The organism is Gluconobacter kanchanaburiensis NBRC 103587, assembly GCF_007988905.1.
Taxonomy (GTDB): Bacteria; Pseudomonadota; Alphaproteobacteria; order Acetobacterales; family Acetobacteraceae; genus Gluconobacter; species Gluconobacter kanchanaburiensis.
The window spans coordinates 256,213-275,325 of the sequence record NZ_BJVA01000002.1; the positions used below are offsets into that span (position 1 = coordinate 256,213).

Genomic DNA, 19,113 nt, shown 5'->3' on the forward strand with positions numbered 1-19,113 from the left:
TTTCGACGGACATTCGACCTGTCTGGATGAAGATGAAAGATCGCCTTTATGCCGCTCCCGGAATGCTCCGTCATCCCCCGGAACTGCAACAGGCCGGAAAGACGCACCCTGAAAAATACTATTAAAGCGCCAGTAAGATCAGGGTGTCTTTACTACAGACAGAAATTCGACACCATCTTCCTGTTTATGCAGGAGCGACCTGTACGGCCTGTCTGGTGGATTATACGCCATCCATGACCCCTGATTACGAACCCTATGGGGGGAGTGAGGCTGTCTTCCTGCCGCTGAGTGTTCATTTCATTCTGGCGGAATTCGCCGGGAGAAGATGGTCAGGGATGGCGTATGATTCGGCGCTTTTTTTCTGCCGGCCCTTTCCACCTTATTCTTCATTGCATCGGCCTGGCTGCCTGTGGGCACTACATGTTCATGGCCATCGCCTACAACGCCGGATAGCAGACTCTCCGGATTATGCTCGGATGCCCGCCAAATCCGAAATTTTCCGGCTTTAATTCCGTACTACTCTGTCGCGCAGCCTCATTTTTCCATTCCCGGCGGCCAGAACGCACAGAATAGAGTTGTGCGACCAGTACCTCGTTCCGGCTGGGATTCTAGCAATGTCTTGCGGCCGGCAACCGGAAAAGAATTGTCACAATCCGGACCCCAGAAAAGTGCAATCTGCTCAGGCTAATACGGATATCAGCAGTCTTTCGACGTGTTATCGCCGGGCTGTGCCTCTGGAAACCAATTCCTGTCGGGAGCGACGCGGAGGTGGTCTGGCCCGTTATCCGCTACAGCAATGCCATCGGCAATCAGATTGTTATTGCCATCGGCCGGGTCTGTACAGAAATTCATTCCCCCAAAACCGTCTTTCCCAAGTAGGTGACGATGAATTCGTGGTTGTTTTCCCAGGCGACACCGTGAAAGAACTGCTTGCCACTGCTCAACACCTGCGAAGCACCTTTTCAACCGAGATGCACCTAATCGCGGGCGGCGGCCTTACGACAAGACTCAATATCGGAGCAGCGCTCTGTCATGGCAACGGCATGACCCGGACCGAGCTTCTGGAAATGACGGACAATGCTCTCTATGACGCCAAACAAGCTGGGTGAAACCGTGTAGCCCGCTGCCCGGGCAGAACAGAAACATCCATTTCCCTCCTCTCCCAGGAAGCTGCCCGAACGGTTCGTAATCCCCAGACCTGATCCCGGACGGACGCCTCCCCGACTTGTCAGATGATGGACAGAATCTGCGGCCCGAGCAGATGGGCAATATTGAGGGCGTCAGCGCTTTTGAAAGTGGAAATTTTCAGGATGAATTCTTCGTAGGAAAAAGCTCCCCCTGAATTCAAGATATAATATATCATATCCGAAGCAGAGTAATCGGCTTCACCAAAGAAATTCAGCTCTGCGACCTTTTCAGCAAAGTAAAATTTCTCCCATTCGGACCCACTTTCTCTTGAGAACTCGACGTCCCCACCAACCGAACCAGGAATTGCCGTCATATATTTGCAGGTTACCGGGGACTTTATGAAGAAACCTTCGCCTCCATCAAAAGACTCACGTTCGAATTCGTAGCAGTACCCCGCCTGCGCAGAGTGATGGATATGGAAGCGCACATTGGAAGAATACAGCAACGGATTCCGGAAAACCCAGACTTTGGACCCATCATAGGGAACTGCTGCAACGATCCTCTCAAATCCCTCGCCCTGTACAAGATGTCCATCAATATTGTTCAAGGAAAGGTAATCGCCATGGAAGCTTTTCAGATGGAAGACTTCTACCTTCTTTGCCGGGGCAAGGGGTTCTCTTCCGTCTTCCAGAGCATTTCCCCTGACGAGAAAACTGTTTATCGAATACTGGAAAACAGCCTGTTTGATCGCTGCATAGACCTTATTGGCCGCGTTTATACGAGCCCGATCCTGCGGGTCATAGACATCATTCCGGTCAAAATGTGACCAGTAGACAGTACTGTTCGACAGGTCCGAGCCCAGGCGCCGTTTAATACGGCCGATGAAATGCTCCATGGACCGGCAGATATAGTGATTGACCCTGGCCCCCTCCCACAAAACGATTTTTGTAGCGCCCGGCCGCCAGTCAACCGGCTGCCCCAGCGCGTCCACATAGCGTCCATGAGAAAGGACATATTTGTGAGGATTTTCATAGGAAAAAGTGCAGGCTTCAGGTCTAATGAAGCTTTTAACGAGCGTGTTGTCATCAAGCGCGGGCGTGGATCTGTGATTGAAAGCCTGATAGGTCGGCACCTTGTCTTTCAGGACGCGGCTTGAGCTTCCATAGATACACCAGCTCAGGGCGATACCGGTGTCATCCTCACCAAACCTCCCCAGAAACGCGTTAATATCGCCACTTTTTTCAATACTGATATATTCATCGCCATCCAGCATGGCGATCCATTCATAATTCCCAGTCGCCCGGCGAATAGCGTCAAAATAACTGTCACGCTGCCTGTAATAGAAATTACCTTCGAGAAGAGAGGTTCTGAAAACCTCTACATTGTAGATACCCTCGCAGGACTTGGCTATTTCATAGGTACCATCGGTCGAATGGTCATCATAGACGAATATCTTGTTGAATCCCAAAGAGATATGCCATGACAGCCATGCCATGATGTCGTGGGCTTCGTCCTTCACAAAGAGCACTATTGCAGATGTATCTTTTTTCACGACGAAGGCCCTGTTACTGATGGTGCTAACACTATGCCGCCACAGATTACATCCTTGCTCGAGATTAGCCAAATCACCCGCTACCACCCGGAGCTTATAATTTTCAGACAGGAAAAAACTGACATTCCCCACCCTCTGAAACAGTCAGCCGAATTTCTTTTTCTCCGGCCCCGCTCTGCATCCTGCCAACGATTGGTAGAAATCATTCGAAATGGATAGCCCTTGAAAATTCGGGCAAATATCCAGTCTGTGGAGTCGCTTCAGGCTGCGTTGGAAAAGCATCAGATCGCCCTATACTTTATTGGGCTGCTTCTCGCTGTCAGCATCGCAGTCCTGACACCGGGCGTCCGGATTCCTCCGGCTCTCATTGATCCGCTTCTGGCCGTCATGCTTTTCGCGACATTTCTTCAGGTTCCGCTGAATGAACTGACCCTGACGCTCCGGGAAACGCGATTCCTCGTGGCGCTTCTGGTGACAAATTTTGTCGCAATTCCTCTGCTTGTCGCCCTCCTGCTTCCTTTCGTGCCCGCGGAAAAAACTATCCGGACAGGTGTTCTTATGGTGCTGCTCTGTCCCTGCATCGACTGGGTCGTGACATTTGCACGGATGGGCGGCGCAAACGCTGCCCTTCTACTGGCCTCCACACCTTGTCTTCTGGCCATGCAGATTCTGATGCTTCCTCTGGGGCTGCATCTTTTTCTTGGCAGCGAAGCTTCGCGGCTGTTTCAGGCCGGACCGTTCCTTCACGCTTTTATCTGGCTGATCGTCATACCGCTTGGGCTTGCCTGGAGCGTTCAGGAAGGCTCAAAACGCGTTGCGACGATACGACATGTCACACCAGTTCTGAGTCTATTGCCCGTAGCGACCACAGCGCTTGTCCTGTTCGTGGTTACTCTGACGATATTGCCGCGCCTGGATCAGGACATGGCAAACATCTTGCGCGTTCTACCCGTCTATGGCGCATTCGCAACACTTGCGCCATGTCTGGGCTGGGGGCTCTCCAGACTGTTCAGATTGGACGCACCTGCGGGGCGTGCCCTGGCCTTCAGCGCGGGAAGCCGCAACTCCCTCGTTGTCCTCCCACTTGCACTGGGGGTTTCCGGTATCTCTTCCCTTCTGGCAGCGATCATCGTGGCCCAGACCATGGTGGAGCTTGGCGCCGAGCTTGTCTTCATCCAGATAATCCCCGGATTTGGAACAAAGCCCAGGAAGCCTGCGTAATCAGATCAGTCCCGTGCCTGAAGAGAGTGACAGACCATTCATTCCCTGTCCCCGTGGGCCTTCGTCGGGGCCGAACGCGAAAAGTAAGGAGAAGGACCTGATCGGTTAGGCATGACGCAGAATCAGTCGTGCTGGAGCCTTCTGGGAAATGCGGCGGGATTGAATGCCGCAAGCAGTATCCCGCCCAACGTGATAACGATGGCGGCGGGGCAAAGGGCCGGAAAGCCCAGAGTGCTCAGAAGGTGGCCGCCAATTGCTGACCCCAGAAGGATACCGAAATTGCTACTGCTGTTGATGGCAGCCCCGGCGACGTCCGCGCTGGTCGCCCTGGCACGGATGGCGCCGGACATGACGAAGGGAATGATGGCTGCATAGCCCATACACCACAGGCCAACTGCCGCAACGCTCGGCCATGCGGGCAACAGGTGTCCATAAACCAGAACCATACCCATCAACATGGCGACACCGCCCCCAAACAGCCCCCCCGCCGGCCAACGGTCCACAACCTGCCCCGCGCCCCACAGACCGAAGATACTCACAGCTCCCGTCACGAGAAGCGCAATACTCAGCAAATGCTCAGGCAATCCATGAACAAGGAGCAGGGGTGAGACATAAGTATAGAGCAGGTTATGGGCGAAGAAGAAAACCGCGTTGACACAGATCACGACACCAAAAATGCGCGTAGCCTGTGGTGAGCGGAGGACCGGAACCTTGAGAGCCTTGGTATCGGCGCCCCGGACGGCCGGAAGATACAGCGCGATGAAGACGGTCAGCATCGCCGCAAGTCCCGCGATGACATACAGCGCCACCCGCCAGCTTGCGAAATGACTGATGGCCGCAGCTCCGGGCACACCCAGAACCGAGCCGAGAGACGTTCCTCCGAAAACAAAGGAAATGGCCCGCCCTGTCATACGCTCGGGAACCAGATGCGCGGCGTAGGGTGCTGCGATGGACATCAGGAGCGCATGGGCGAGCCCCCCGATGGCGCGGCCAAAACACAGGATGCCAAAGCTCGGCGCCATGGCGGAAATCAGGTTCGAGACCACATAACCCGCGAGACAGAGTAGCATGAGCATCTTGCGATCCATGCGGCTCGTTGCAATCGTAATGGGCACGGCGCCGAATGCTACGAGCAGGGCATATGCACTGACTGCAAGACCGGCATGCCCTTCGGTGATTTCAAAGGACTTGGCCATGTCAATGAGCAGGCCGACCGGCGCAACCTCGGTCGTCACCGCAATGAAGGTCGAGGCGAACAGGGCACACAGCCCCGCGATCGCCGGACCGGAAAGCGTTTTGAACACGACGGACTTCCTGAATGGAACGGCGACCTGAGCGTCCCGAACGCGGGGGCTTTTGGCATTTTGGCGGCATGACGGGAACCCAAAAATTCAGCCGGTTCCAGCCTTTCCCGGCCAGGCGCACACCCATAGCCAGAAATGTTATCCTTTTTCAGATACTTATAACCTATTTCGTTTTCCTTTTTAGCTTCTGAAAATCGGATTCGCAGCAAGCGTCATGCCCCCTGCCCCTCTCTGTTCATCAGACGTACCCCGCGAAAGCGAACCCATCGTGAAATCCTCAAATATTCCGCCCCGAATCGACCGAAATTACCTCGTGAAACTTTAAGTCCTGTTTACGGATATTCGATAAAAATGATTGCACAGATCTCTTCAGGCGCCTTACCTGCATAGAAACAAATCGAAACGAGACAGGCGTCATGCTCCACATCAAAGATCTTGTTCAGACCTACCCCAACGGGACCCAGGCTCTGAATGGTGTTTCTCTCGATATTGGCCGCGGCATGTTCGGTCTGCTCGGCCCTAACGGCGCCGGTAAATCGACGCTGATGCGCACCATCGCCACCCTTCAGACACCCACCTCAGGCGAAATCACCTTCGATGGTTTCGACGTTCTGCGTGAGCCTGAAAAACTGCGGGAAACCCTCGGCTACCTGCCGCAGGATTTCGGTGTCTATCCGCGTGTCTCGGCCTATGATCTCCTCGATCACCTTGCTGTCCTCAAAGGTATTACAGGCCGCGGAGAGCGAAAAGAAACAGTCGAGACGCTGTTGCAGCAGGTCAATCTGTGGACAGTCCGCAAGAAGGCGGTCGCAGGGTTCTCAGGCGGCATGCGTCAGCGCTTCGGCATTGCACAGGCTTTGGTGGGACAGCCTTCCCTTATCATCGTGGACGAGCCGACGGCAGGGCTGGACCCCGAAGAACGCAACCGTTTCCTCAACCTTCTGGTGGAAGTCGGCGAACAGGTCGTCATTATCCTATCCACGCACATCGTGGAGGACGTGGCCGATCTGTGCCCCCGGATGGCCGTACTGGCGGGCGGTCGCATCCTGCTTGACGGTGCGCCCCAGACCCTGATCGAACAGAGCCGTGGACGGTTGTGGCGCAGGATCATTCCCCGCGAGGACCTTGAGCGTTATCAACAGGAATACCGGGTCATCGCCGTGCGCCTTTTCGCCGGACGCACGGTGATTCACGTCGAAGCGGAAAGCGATCCCGGCGCGGGTTTCGAACCAATGGAAGGCAGTCTTGAGGATGTCTATTTCCGTACGCTCGACACATCACGCCGGAGTGCCTGATCAATGCTCGGACGTATCGCGCGGTTCGAAATCCGCTACCAGATGCGTGGCCCAGCCTTCTGGGTCTGCGCACTGATCTTCTTCACCCTGACTTTCCTGTGCATGACCGTTCCGGCGCTCCAGATCGGCAGCGGTGGCAATGTCCATAAAAATGCGCCGTATGCAGTAGCGCAGCTTGAGCAGGTCTTTTCCGTCTTTTCACTTTTCATCTGCGCCGCCACCGCGGCCAATGCCGTCATCCGGGATGAGGAGACGGGGTTCGGCCAGATCCTCTACGCCACACGGCTCAGGCGCCTTCCCTATATTTTCGGCCGGTTTCTGGGCGTTTTCGTCTCCTGCTGTCTGTTGTTCCTGTCGGTTCCGCTGGGCGTGCTGCTCGGTTCGCTGATGCCCTGGGTGGACCCTGATACGCTGGGTCCCCTGTCCCTCGCCGCCAATCTCCAGACCTATGCCCTGATCGCCGTTCCAAACCTGTTTCTCGTCAGTGCGATGATGTTCGCGGCCGCCACCCTGACGCGTTCCATGATGGGATCCTATGTCGCTGCGGTGATCCTGATGGTGCTGTGGAGCATTGCCACCACGATGATCGGCAAACTGCCGCGTCTGGAAGAAACATTCGGCTATCTCGAACCTTTCGGTTTTGGCGCAACCGATCTGGCGACCCGCTACTGGACGGCTGTCGAGCGTAATACCCTCGCCGTCCCGCTCAGCGGCATCCTTCTGTGGAACCGTGTCATCTGGTGTGGCGTCGGGCTCGCCCTGCTGGGGCTGGCGGCATGTCTTTTCAGTTTCACCCGCCGGCAGGGCCGGTTTTCCCGGAAACGCAAATCGGATTCTGTCGAGAGTCCCAGCGCGTTCAGCCCGCATGCACTCCCTCGCCCCTGCTTCAACAGCGCCACACGCCGTCTTCAGTATCTGACGCGCCTGCGCTTCGAAGTCCGTCAGGTCATGCGCAGTCCGGCCTATGTGATCCTTCTGCTGCTCGGCATCGTCAATACGGTTGGCGGCCTCGTGGATCTTGACGAAATGTACGGGACGCCCGTCTGGCCCGTGACCCGGGTCATGATCCAGCATCTTCAGGGCGCGTTCTCCATGATTCCCGTCATCATGGGAGCGTTCTATGCGGGAGAAGTGGTCTGGCGTGAGCAGGACCGCAAAATGCAGGAGCTCGTGGGCGCGGCTCCGGTTCCGGGCTGGATCTTCGCCCTGAGCAAGATCCCCGCCATCGCCATCGTCCTGTTTACGACACTGGCTGTCGGGGTTGTGGTCACGGTGATTTATCAGCTCGCCCATGGCTATACCCATCTGGAGCTTGTCCATTACCTGCTGTGGTTCGTCCTGCCGACAACAGTCTCGACAGTCCTGATATCCATTCTGGCCGTGTTCTTTCAGGTCCTTTCGCCCCAAAAATTCGTCGGCTGGGGACTCATGTTCCTTTACATGGTCCTACGCCTGGTTGGGGGGACCCTCGGGCTGGATGATATTCTTTATAATTACGGTCGCACACCGGGCATGCCGCTTTCGGACATGAACGGGGCGGGTACCTTCTGGAAAGGTGTCCTTGTCTGTAACCTTTACTGGATGTGCTTTGCGGTCATCCTGATCGTCCTGTGCCATCTGCTGTGGCGGCGAGGCGCCGCCATGACCCTGCGTTCCCGACTGCTGGCCCTGCCGCAGCGTCTCAGGGGAACGCCTGCTTTTATCGCAGGAACGGCGTTTGCGGGATTTGCTGCTCTCGGCGTGTTCATCTTCATCAACACACATGTCTGGAACGACTATCGCACACCCGATGCGCGTGACCGCTACATGGCCGATTACGAAAAGGCCCTTCTGGCCTACGAGCATACACCGCAGCCTGATGTTACGGCTCTGCGCTTCGATATCGACATCCATCCCAAGGGTCCCGCGATGACCGTGACGGGTCATTACGAGCTGACCAACCATCTCTCTGTCCCGATCGATCATATCCATGTACGGATGGAGACCCAACAGACCAGACTACTCGATCTGAGGATTGCAAATGCCACGCTGGAACGCGACTATCCGCGCTTTCGCTATCGCATTTACAAGCTGTCACAGCCTCTTGCTCCCAGCGCGAGCATCGGACTGGATTTTCGCACAGAACGCTCCCAGCGCGGCTTCACCAATTCGGCCGATACCAATCTGGGCATTTTCCCGAACGGAACTTTTGTCAACAAGGAAGATTTCGCACCGACAATCGGCATGACCCGTGATGGTCTGCTCCAGGACCGCGTCAAGAGGCGAAAGTACGGGCTCGTGCCGGAACTGCGCATGGCCAAGCTGGAAGACCGGTCCGCACAGGCGCAGAACTATATCCACGCAGGCTGGACAACGGCTGACATCACCGTCACCACAGATGCGGACCAGACCCCCATCGCCCCCGGCGACCGCGTCTCCGACGTTACCCATGACGGACGCCGCACGGCCCGCTTCGTCACGTCCGCACCGGTTCTTAACTTCTTCGCGGTTCAGTCTGCCCGGTATGTCGAGCGTCACGCCACGTTCGACGGTACACAGGGCAAGATCGACCTGACCGTCTATTACGATCCGCATCACCCTTGGAACGTCGATCGGATGCTGAACGGATTCCGGGCTGGACTGAAATATTACGAACCGAATTTCGGCCCGTATCAGTTCCATTATGCCCGCATTCTGGAATTTCCGGCTTACGCCTCGTTTGCACAGGCATTTGCGGGAACAATTCCCTATTCGGAAGGGATCGGTTTCATCGCCAATCTCTCCAATCCTGACAATATCGACTACGTGACCTATGTCACAGCGCATGAACTCGGCCATCAGTGGTGGGCGCATCAGGTTGTCGGGGCGGACATGCAAGGTTCGACCATGCTCTCGGAAACGCTCGCACAATATTCGGCACTGATGACGATGCGGGAGATGTATGGCCCGGACAAGATCCGCCGCTTCCTGAAATACGAACTGGACAGCTACCTGCGTTCGCGCGGATCGGAACGACTGGAAGAGGAGCCGCTCGAAAGGGTCGAGAACCAGCAGTACATCCATTACCGCAAAGGATCGGTCGTGATGTATCTGCTTCAGGACAGGCTGGGCCCAGACAAAGTCAACGCCGCCCTGCGGCAGCTTCTCACCGACTATCGCTTCAAGGGCGCACCATGGCCGCGATCACTGGATCTGATCGGAGATTTCCGGACACAGGCCGGCCAGATGGCGCCTGAAAACGCCAGAGCCCAGCAGCTTATCTCCGATCTTTTCGAAAAGATCACGCTTTACGACCTGAGGACACTCACGGCGACCAGCAAAAGACGTGCGGACGGCCGGTTCGACGTGACGCTGAAAGTCTCGGCAAAAAAACTGTATGCCGATGGCAAAGGTCGTGAAACGGAAACGCCCCTGGACGAGCCGGTCGACATCGGACTGTTCACCTCCATGCCCGGAGAGGCGGCATTCGACAGGAAAAACGTTCTGCTGTTCCAGCGTCTGCCAATTCACACCGGGGACAACACCCTGCATTTCACGGTTGACCATGCTCCAAGTTTTGCAGGCATCGACCCCTACATCAAAATGGTTGACCGAAATCCGGATGACAACATCCGGGCCGTCACGACAACCCCCTGAAAACCTGTTGATGACGGTCAAGGGCTCCGCTGCGCCGGGCATTGACCGTCATCAACCGTGAAAACTATGTCAGTCCAGAAATCGTCATTCTGCCGAGGAGACGCATCCGCCTCCTGCAGACATGACGCCCGGCGCTCTTTCCCGTAGCTGCCTCCCGGAAAAGTTTTCAGACGGTTGATAACCGTCGCACGAATGACGCGTTAGTGCTCCAGGGAACGGAACCGCATCATTACGGATCGGTCCGTATTCATAATAATAACCAACAAAATTACTGTGCAATCAAAAGGCCATCGCGTCCTGAGCCACAGTATCGGAACAGTCGTTCAGAAGACCTTTTTCAGTTCACGTGCGAGCTGGCGGATATAAGCCGCCGAAAGGGTGCCCGGAAATGACAAGTATTTTCAGGAAAACTGTAGCCAGCACCTTTCGTTTTGAGGGCGGAAAAATTATCCGTTCCGATATTCTGAATGAAGAACGGCTTCTCCAGCATGCGGCAAGCCTGGCGACGATCCATGGTGATATCTGCCCAGGCCGACGCAGTCGTCTCCTGTCTGAACGACTGGACGACAATGCGCGCATTCTGCTGGACGCGAACATTGCTCTGTCCCAGGCTTCAGAAAACTCGGAAGACATCACGCCTGCGGGGCGCTGGCTGATTGATAATTATTATCTGATGGCCGCCCAGATCGAGAAAATAAAATTCGATCTTCCAGCCGGCTATTACAAAGACCTGCCGGAGCTTTCCAGCGGTCCTTTTACGGGACTTCCAAGAGCTTTTGAGATTGCGTGGGTTCTGGTGTCCGATACGGACAGTCATATCGACCAGAAAACGATATGCCAGTTTCTCAATTCCTATCAGGACAACAGGGCTCTTTTGATCCGGGAACTCTGGGCCATTCCTGCGCAGATCCGGATCGTACTGATCGAGAACCTGCGTCGTGTCGCGGAGAAAATCTGCCAGACGCTCCGGGACCAGAAACAGGCCAACACCCTTGCAGATACGCTGTTTTCGGAGCTGCAACCCAGCCACACGAAAATCATGCAGACCCTCTCCAGAATAGAGACGGAGAAACTGAGCCAGACGTTCCTCGTCCAGTTTTCGCACCGTCTGAAAGGACGCGACCCACAGAAAGACCCGGCTTTTATGTGGCTGGAGGCAATCCTGAAGGAGAAAGGGACGGACATAGACCGCGCCGTTCATGACGAACTTCAGGAACAGAGCATCATAACGGCAACCATCCGCAACATCGTCACAAGTACCCGCATCATTTCAACACTGGACTGGAATGATGTTTTCGAAAAAACCAGCCGGGTCATCCACATTCTACTGCGCAATGACAGGTTCCCGGAAATGGACGCCGCGACCCGCAATCTCTACAGCCGGGCTGTTGAGGTTCTGGCCAAGGGGTCTGCTCATACGGAATGTGAAATCGCGACCCGCGTTACCTCCCTCGCAGCGGTGGCGAGACAGGACAACGCTGCCGATGCGCGCCGGGCAGACCCCGGCTACTATCTTCTGGCCGAGGGGCGCCCGAGGCTTGAAGAAGAACTGGGATACAGGGCGCCTCTGCGCGTGCAGGTTGGGCAGATATGCCGGCGCCTCGGCATTACGGGATACAGTCTTGCCGTCACGCTTCTGACGCTGCTGTTTCTGACCGCGTTCCTGGCGCTCATGAACGGCACCCTTTCGAGCCACACGGCGCTTGCCCTCGTGGTGCTCGGCTTCATTCCCGCGACGGACCCTGTCGTCGCCACGGTGAACCGTTTCCTGATGTGGGCGATCCGGGTTTCAGAACTGCCCGAACTGGAACTCCGCAACGGTGTAACGCCCGATCTGCGAACAATCGTCGTGGTGCCGACCCTTCTGACGCGACGCTCCTCGATCGTGGCCATGGTCAGACGTCTTGAAAAACACTATCTCGCCAGCCGCGATGGGGAGATCTATTTCGCACTTCTGACAGACTGGACCGACTCTGCGACCGAGACGCGGAAGGGGGATCAGGAACTCCTCGACGTCGTCACGCGGGAAATTGCCGCGCTGAACCGCACCTACGATCCGGGCAGTGCGGGAACACGCTTCATCCTGCTCCATCGCAGGCGCCAATGGAGCCAGAGTGAAGGAAAATGGATTGGCTGGGAGCGCAAGCGCGGCAAGCTGCATGAACTCAACCGCATCCTTCGCGGAGCAGACGATACCAGCTTCTTCCCCCTGCCCGGACAAAGCATTCCACAGAACGTGCGCTATGTCGTAACGCTGGATTCCGATACCCGCCTGCCGCATGAAGTCGTCAGGCGGCTGGTCGGCAAGATCGCCCATCCCCTCAACACCGCGCGTTTTGACCCCGAAGAAGGGCGCGTGGTGGAAGGCTATGCCGTTCTTCAGCCCCGGGTGACGCCCTCACTGCCAGAGGCGCGGCAGAGCACCATGTTCCAGCGTGTTTTCTCCAGCCCGAACGGAATCGAACCCTATACCGCCGCCGTGTCAGATCTTTATCAGGACATGTTTGCGGAAGGGTCTTTTGCGGGCAAAGGGATTTACGAAATCGATCCTTTCGAAGCGGCCCTCGCCGGGCGTGTACCGGATGGCACCCTTCTGAGCCATGATCTGTTCGAAGGCGTTTTCGCACGCGCCGGTCTTGTGACCGATATCGAGGTGATCGAAGAATATCCGACGGATTATCTAGTGTCGGTCGCCCGTCTCAACCGCTGGGCACGGGGAGACTGGCAGCTTCTGCCGTGGATTTTTTCATGGATGGGGCGCTTTCCGACCATCAAGGTCAGAACGCGCCCGCTGACCGGCATCGCACGCTGGAAAATGCTCGACAATCTGCGCCGCAGCCTCTCGGCCCCGATGTCGGTCGCAGCCCTGTTCGGTGGATGGGTTCTGGGTTTTCACAACGCACTGGTCTGGAGCCTGTTCATTGTCGCGACGATCGCGATACCCGCCGCACTCCCGCTTCTGGTGGATATGATAAGGCGGCGACGCGGCGAAACGTTCACAACCTATTTTTCCCTTCTGGAAGTCGATTTCGTCCGCACGGTTCAGACGACAGTGCTGTGCTTTGCCTTTCTGGCGGATCAGGCGTGCCTGATGGGGGATGCGATCGTCCGGACCCTGATACGCGTTTTCGTGACGCGCAGAAATCTCCTTCAGTGGGTGACGGCGGCGCAGGCAGCCGAAGCGCCGCGTGAGGCAATCAGGGGCTATTTCCTGCAGATGGGCAGTGCTGTCCTAATCGGCGTTGTGGCGACGGGAATGATGTTCGTTGCACCGCCCGCTGACTGGATGATCATCCTCCCGTTTGCCCTCGCCTGGTGTCTGTCACCGGCGATCGCATGGAAAGCAAGCCAGTACAGCGTGTCGGCCCGGCGGCTTGAAGTCTCGGAGACGGAGCTTGTTCTGATGCGCCAGCAGGCCCGGCGGACATGGCGGTTCTTTGAAACGTTCGTGACCGATACCGATCACATGCTCCCGCCGGACAATTTTCAGGAAAATCCAGCACCGCTCGTGGCGCATCGGACATCGCCGACGAATATGGGTCTCTACCTCCTGTCGGTCGTCGCCGCCTGTGATTTTGGCTGGATTGGCGTGAGCGATGCCGCCACCCGCCTCGGGGCCACTCTCGACACCATGCTGAAACTCCAGCGGTTCAGGGGGCACTTCTATAACTGGTACAGCACCACCGATCTTTCCCCCCTGCCCCCGATCTACGTTTCAACCGTGGATAGCGGCAATCTCGCGGGTCATCTGATCACCCTCGCCAGCGCGTGCGAGGAATGGATCCAGAAAGGCCGGAAATCCGATACATGGAGAGAGGGCGTCCGTGATGCCCTGACACTCGCCTGCGAGGAAGTGACGTCCGGGCGCGACATCTTCCGGTCGTCCGAAATTCCGCAACTTCTGGATTCACTCCTTCAGGACATGAAGGACGGTCATGCCAGCCAGCTTACGCTTGCGCACAGGGTACAGATGCTGATCGGCCGTGCGGAAGAACTGGTCCATCTGCGACAGCGCCGCACAGGGCAAAGCCAAGGGCAGATTCAGGGTCAGAATCTGGCCGGAAACACTGCATCCGGCGCAACGGGGGGAGAAGACCTTCTGTTCTGGCTGCATGCCGCGCAGGACTGCATTCACAGCGAACGCCGGGACTTTGAAGCCAGCGCTACGCTGCATGAGAAGCTTGCAACCATCGCCGCCAGCGCAAGACAGCTGGCCCTTGATATGGAGTTCGCCTTTCTCAGGAATTCCGACCGCAAACTCCTGTCGATCGGCTATGTCGTCAACGAAGGCACTCTGGACGGCAACTGCTATGATCTGCTGGCCTCCGAAGCCCGTCTGGCCGTCTTCTTCGCCATTGCGAAAGGCGACATTCAGGCGCGCGAATGGTTCCGTCTCGGACGTCCCCTCGCCGCCGTCGGTCATGGCGAAGCCCTGGTGTCATGGTCGGGGTCCATGTTCGAATATCTCATGCCGTCGCTGGTCATGGCCGCGCCTTTCGACAGCCTTCTGGAAGAAACGAGCCGCCAGATCGTGCGCCGTCAGGTCGAATACGGAGCGTTCAGAGGCGTTCCGTGGGGTATTTCGGAATCCGCCTACAATGCCCGCGATCTGGACTATAACTACCAGTATTCCGATTTCGGCGTTCCGGGTCTGGGAATGAGGCGGGGTCTGGCACAGGATCTGGTCATCGCCCCTTATGCCACGGCTCTGGCCACCATGGTGGATGCGACACTGGCGACCGAGAACTTCAAGGCTCTTGAAAAAGTGGGCGCACAGGGGGCTTACGGATTTTACGAGGCTCTGGACTACACCAAAATCCGCCTGCAGCCTGAACAGCCGGTCGCGGTCATCCGGTCCTATATGGCGCACCATCAGGGCATGTCCATTCTGGCGATCGCCGATACGGTTCTCAAAGGCGTAATGCGCGCCCGTTTCCATGCCGAGCCCATCATTGGCGCGGCGGAACTTCTTCTTCAGGAGCGCGCTCCGACAGGAGGGGCCATCACGACACCGCTGCGGGAAGAGGAATTCGCCCCGCCGCCGTCAGCCGCGCAGGTCCATGCGGGCGGCCGTCACCTTCACGGCGCGAATACGGAGACACCCGTCTGTCAGCTTCTGTCCAACGGGCGCTACAGCGTGATGCTGACCGCCGCGGGATCGGGCTACAGCCGCTGGGGCGATCAGGCGGTCACACGCTGGAAGCGCGATCCGGTTCTCGATAACTGGGGCAGCTATATCTACCTCCAGCCCATCGGAAAAAGCGAATTCTGGACGGCTGCCCTCCAGCCCTGCGGAGTTCCTGCCGAAAGCTATGAGGTTGAATTCCGGGAAGACCGGGCAACCTATGTCCGCCAAAACGGCAACCTGACAACGACGATGGAAGTGCTGGTCTCGGCGGAGGATGACGCGGAACTGCGCCGGATTTCCGTCCGCAATGCCGGGGCCTCGCCCATCGAGATCGATGTGACCTCCTATGTGGAACTGGCGCTGTGCCCGCCCGCCATGGATGCCAGCCACCCGGCCTTTGCGAAAATGTTCGTGCAGACGGAGTATCTGCCTGCGTCGCGCGCCATTCTCGCAACCCGCCGGAAAAGAAACCCGACCGAAGCCGATATCTGGGCCGCCCATCTGGTCGTGGGAGGGGGCAGCCTGTCCATCGAGACCGATCGCGCCCGGTTCATCGGGCGTGGACGGGACCTGCGGACGCCTGCCGCACTGGCAGAAGGCGGTCCCCTGTCCGGCTCGACCGGAACCGTGCTTGATCCCGTCTTTGCCGCACGGTGCAGACTGACTCTGCCCGCACGGTCCTCGCGGCATGTCTCGTTCTGGACCCTCGTGGCGTCGACACGCGAGGCCCTCATGCAGGGGATCAAGCGTCACCGCAACGACGCCGATCTGGACCGGGCCCTGACCCTTGCCTGGACCCATGCGCAGGTCCATCTGCGCCATCTGGACATCCAGCCCCAGCAGGCGGACCTTTTCCAGCACCTTGCCGGTTATCTGCTGTTTCCAGGTCCGGCCCTGCGCTCGTCTCCAGCCCGCATCAAACGCGGCGCGGGCCGACAGCCCGATCTGTGGGGACAGGGCGTTTCGGGCGACCTGCCGATCCTTCTGCTAGTTGTCACGGGCAATGAGGATTTCGACTTGGCACGTACCGTGCTGACGGCCCACAGCTATCTAACGCTGAAAGGTCTGGCGTTCGATCTGGTCATCCTGAACGATCATCCGACATCCTATGCCCAGGATCTGCAGCATGCCCTGGAAGCGCTGGCACGGTCATCAGGCGAGAACGGAACCGTGCGCCTGCTGCGTGGCGGACTGATGTCGGACACGGTGCGGGATCTGCTCTTCTCGGTCGCCGCCGTCGTTTTGACAGGCAAAGGTGGCAGCCTGCAACAGCAGCTGACACACCTGTCGCTTCTGCGCCGCGCCGACACAGTGTCCGGCGTCTTGCCGGGTGCTTCGTTAGACGTTTCGGGCAGCGTTTCAGCGGGGATTTCCCGCGGCGAGATCCGCGTGAACCGCCCCTATCACGGACCGCAGGAAAACCCTGCGCTGCCGGCGCTGGAGATGGAAAACGGCTATGGCGGCTTTACGTCCGACGGAACCGAATATGCAGTCGTGATCCGTGGTCGCATCCGCACCCCGGCGCCGTGGATCAATGTCGTCTCCAGTCCACATTTCGGCTTTCAGGTCTCGGCGGAGGGGAGCGGCTATACCTGGGCTGAAAACTGCAAGGAAAACCAGTTGACCCCCTGGTCGAACGACCCGGTCGTCAACCCGACCGGAGAGGCGCTCTATCTGTGCGACGAGGAAAACCGTCAGTTCTGGTCTCCGCTTGCCGCCGTCTGCCCGGATGCGAACGCCGTCTATGTCTGCCGCCATGGCCGGGGCTACAGCCAATTCGAACGTCAGGCCAACGGGATCAGATCAACCCTGCTTCAATATGTTCCGCCGGAAGATCCCGTGAAAATCAGCAGGCTGACTCTGACGAACACGTCGGCACAGGCCCGGACACTGCGCGTGACGACCTATAGCGAATGGGTGCTGGGGCAGTCGCGTAGCACGACCGCGCCATTCGTCTTCACGGAGCAGGATGCCGAAACAGGCGCCCTTCTGGTCCGCAACAAATGGGGCGAGACATTCGGCGAGCAGGTCGCCTTTGCCGACCTGGGAGGCCATCAGACCTCGGCAACGGATGACAGAAGCAGCTTCATCGGGCGCAACGGCTCGCTGTCCGCACCCCGTGCCATTGTACACGGCGGCCCGCTGTCCGGCATTGTCGGCGCCGGTATCGACCCCTGCGCCGCCCTGCAGACGGTCATCACCCTTGAAGCCGGTGAAAGCATCGAGATCATCTTCCTGCTGGGTCAGGGCCGAGACGAATCCCATGCGCGCGCCCTGATTCACCAGTACCGGACGGCGGATCTGGAGGCTGTCCTGCGCGACGTGCGGCGAATGTGGGACAGGATCACCGGAACGATACAGGTCAGAACGCCTGACAGGGCAATGGACGTCATGCTGAATGGCTGGCTGCTGTACCAGTCGCTCTCAAGCCGTATCTGGACACGGGGAGGTTTCTATCAGGCCAGCGGCGCCTACGGATTCCGCGATCAACTTCAGGACGGCATGTCGCTCGTCCTCTCCGCGCCGGAGCAGGTGCGGGCCCATCTGCTGCGGGCAGCCTCACGGCAGTTCCCCGAAGGGGACGTGCAGCATTGGTGGCTGCCGCAGAAAGGCAATGGCGTCCGCACCAGAATTTCGGATGACTGCGCCTGGCTGGCCTATACCGTCGCCCATTATGTCCGTGTCAGTGGTGACACGGCTGTTCTGGACGAGGAGCTTCCCTTCCTTGAGGCGCCACTGCTGGATGCCGACGAGCACGAGCGTTTCCTCCAGCCCGGCATTACGGACCAGAAGACGCCCCTTTACGATCACTGCGTCCGGGCGCTCGATCACAGTCTCCGCAGGGGCGCGCACGGCCTGCCCCTGATGGGAACCGGAGACTGGAACGATGGCATGAACCGCGTCGGCGAGGCGGGACGCGGCGAGAGTGTGTGGCTGGGCTGGTTCACCCATGCGGCACTCTCGGCCTTCCTGCCGATCGCCCGCGCACGGAATGACATGGAGCATGTCGAGACATGGACACGGACCCTGCGGGACCTCGAAACGGCCCTTGAAGACGCATGGGACGGAGCCTGGTACCGCAGGGCATATTTCGATGACGGATCGCCACTGGGCAGCAGCGCGAACCGGGAAGGACGCATCGATGCGATCGCCCAGTCCTGGGCCGTGATTTCGGCAGCGGGATCACCCGAACGCGCACGACAGGCCATGCAGGCAGTCTGGCAGCAGCTTGTGGATCTGGAGCGGGAAATCATCATGGTTCTCACACCGCCTTTCGACACATCCGAACCCGATCCGGGCTATATCCGCGGATATCCGCCGGGCATCCGCGAAAATGGAGGCCAGTATACCCATGCGGCCCTGTGGACGGTCATGGCGACGGCCCTTCTGGGAGAGGGAGACGCAGCCCATGAAATGTTCTCGACCATCAATCCGGTGCACCATGCCCGCAGTCAGGAAGCGGCCGACCGTTACAAGGTCGAACCCTATGCCGTCGTCGCGGACGTCTATTCCTCAACGCCGCATGTCGGGCGGGGCGGATGGTCCTGGTATACGGGCTCTGCGGGATGGATGCAGCGCGTCGGAACGGAAATCCTGCTGGGCGTGAAAATCGAGGAAAACAGACTGTCGATCGAACCCCATATTCCGTCTGCATGGCCGTCCTATGAAATCCGCCTTCGGTGGAAGACGGCGACATACGACATCACCGTGCTGAATCCCGACCACATCAGCCACGGAGACATCCTGATGGTCCTTGATGGAGCCTCTCTGCCCCACGGTGCGCCTGCCCATTTGCAGGACGACGGACTGACGCATCGTCTGGACTGCACGCTCATGTCCCCGAACGGTGGCCCTAAAAAATCGGGATGA

At 58.0% G+C, this 19,113-nt stretch carries 8 protein-coding genes; 5 read left to right on the top strand and 3 right to left on the bottom strand.

Annotation, left to right across the window (positions count from 1 at the left end):
* Positions 1 to 696 precede the first annotated feature (696 nt).
* Positions 697 to 852 (bottom strand): hypothetical protein, encoded by a 156-nt coding sequence (locus tag GKA01_RS13565; RefSeq protein WP_167506304.1) that lies wholly within the window; start codon positions 850 to 852, stop codon positions 697 to 699.
* On the opposite strand from GKA01_RS13565, the gene GKA01_RS13570 reads away from it, so the two are divergent.
* Positions 837 to 1,109, top strand: a complete 273-nt coding sequence (locus GKA01_RS13570) for a diguanylate cyclase (protein WP_228119884.1) — start codon at positions 837 to 839, stop codon at positions 1,107 to 1,109. The genes GKA01_RS13565 and GKA01_RS13570 overlap by 16 nt on opposite strands.
* A 119-nt stretch (positions 1,110 to 1,228) precedes the next feature.
* Here the strand turns inward: GKA01_RS13570 and GKA01_RS02780 are convergent, their stop codons facing one another.
* On the bottom strand, positions 1,229 to 2,680 hold the full coding sequence (locus GKA01_RS02780) for a glycosyltransferase family 2 protein (RefSeq protein ID WP_146858983.1): 1,452 nt from the start codon (positions 2,678 to 2,680) through the stop codon (positions 1,229 to 1,231).
* A 222-nt stretch (positions 2,681 to 2,902) separates the two neighbouring features.
* On the opposite strand from GKA01_RS02780, the gene GKA01_RS02785 reads away from it, so the two are divergent.
* Positions 2,903 to 3,901, top strand: a complete 999-nt coding sequence (locus GKA01_RS02785) for an arsenic resistance protein (protein WP_228119855.1) — start codon at positions 2,903 to 2,905, stop codon at positions 3,899 to 3,901.
* 122 nt (positions 3,902 to 4,023) lie between these two features.
* Here GKA01_RS02785 and GKA01_RS02790 read toward each other — a convergent pair whose 3' ends face one another.
* Positions 4,024 to 5,205: an MFS transporter gene (locus GKA01_RS02790; protein ID WP_146858985.1), complete on the bottom strand. Its 1,182-nt coding sequence runs from the start codon at positions 5,203 to 5,205 to the stop codon at positions 4,024 to 4,026.
* Positions 5,206 to 5,621: 416 nt separating this feature from the next.
* Here GKA01_RS02790 and GKA01_RS02795 point away from each other — a divergent pair, with 416 nt between their 5' ends.
* The 3 genes from GKA01_RS02795 (at position 5,622) to GKA01_RS02805 (ending at position 19,113) form a co-directional block, all read left to right on the top strand.
* Positions 5,622 to 6,500, top strand: coding sequence for an ABC transporter ATP-binding protein (locus GKA01_RS02795; protein ID WP_146858987.1), 879 nt, complete (start codon positions 5,622 to 5,624; stop codon positions 6,498 to 6,500).
* 3 nt (positions 6,501 to 6,503) lie between these two features.
* Complete coding sequence (locus GKA01_RS02800) at positions 6,504 to 10,115, top strand: ABC transporter permease/M1 family aminopeptidase (RefSeq protein WP_146858989.1); 3,612 nt, start codon at positions 6,504 to 6,506, stop codon at positions 10,113 to 10,115.
* A 388-nt stretch (positions 10,116 to 10,503) separates the two neighbouring features.
* Positions 10,504 to 19,113, top strand: a complete 8,610-nt coding sequence (locus GKA01_RS02805; RefSeq protein WP_146858991.1) for a GH36-type glycosyl hydrolase domain-containing protein — start codon at positions 10,504 to 10,506, stop codon at positions 19,111 to 19,113.

Coding starts and splice junctions, on each gene's coding strand:
- GKA01_RS13565 (WP_167506304.1), bottom strand. CDS start 852: ATGAATTTCTGTACAGACCCGGCCGATGGCAATAACAATCTGATTGCC.
- GKA01_RS02800 (WP_146858989.1), top strand. CDS start 6,504: ATGCTCGGACGTATCGCGCGGTTCGAAATCCGCTACCAGATGCGTGGC.
- GKA01_RS02795 (WP_146858987.1), top strand. CDS start 5,622: ATGCTCCACATCAAAGATCTTGTTCAGACCTACCCCAACGGGACCCAG.
- GKA01_RS02805 (WP_146858991.1), top strand. CDS start 10,504: ATGACAAGTATTTTCAGGAAAACTGTAGCCAGCACCTTTCGTTTTGAG.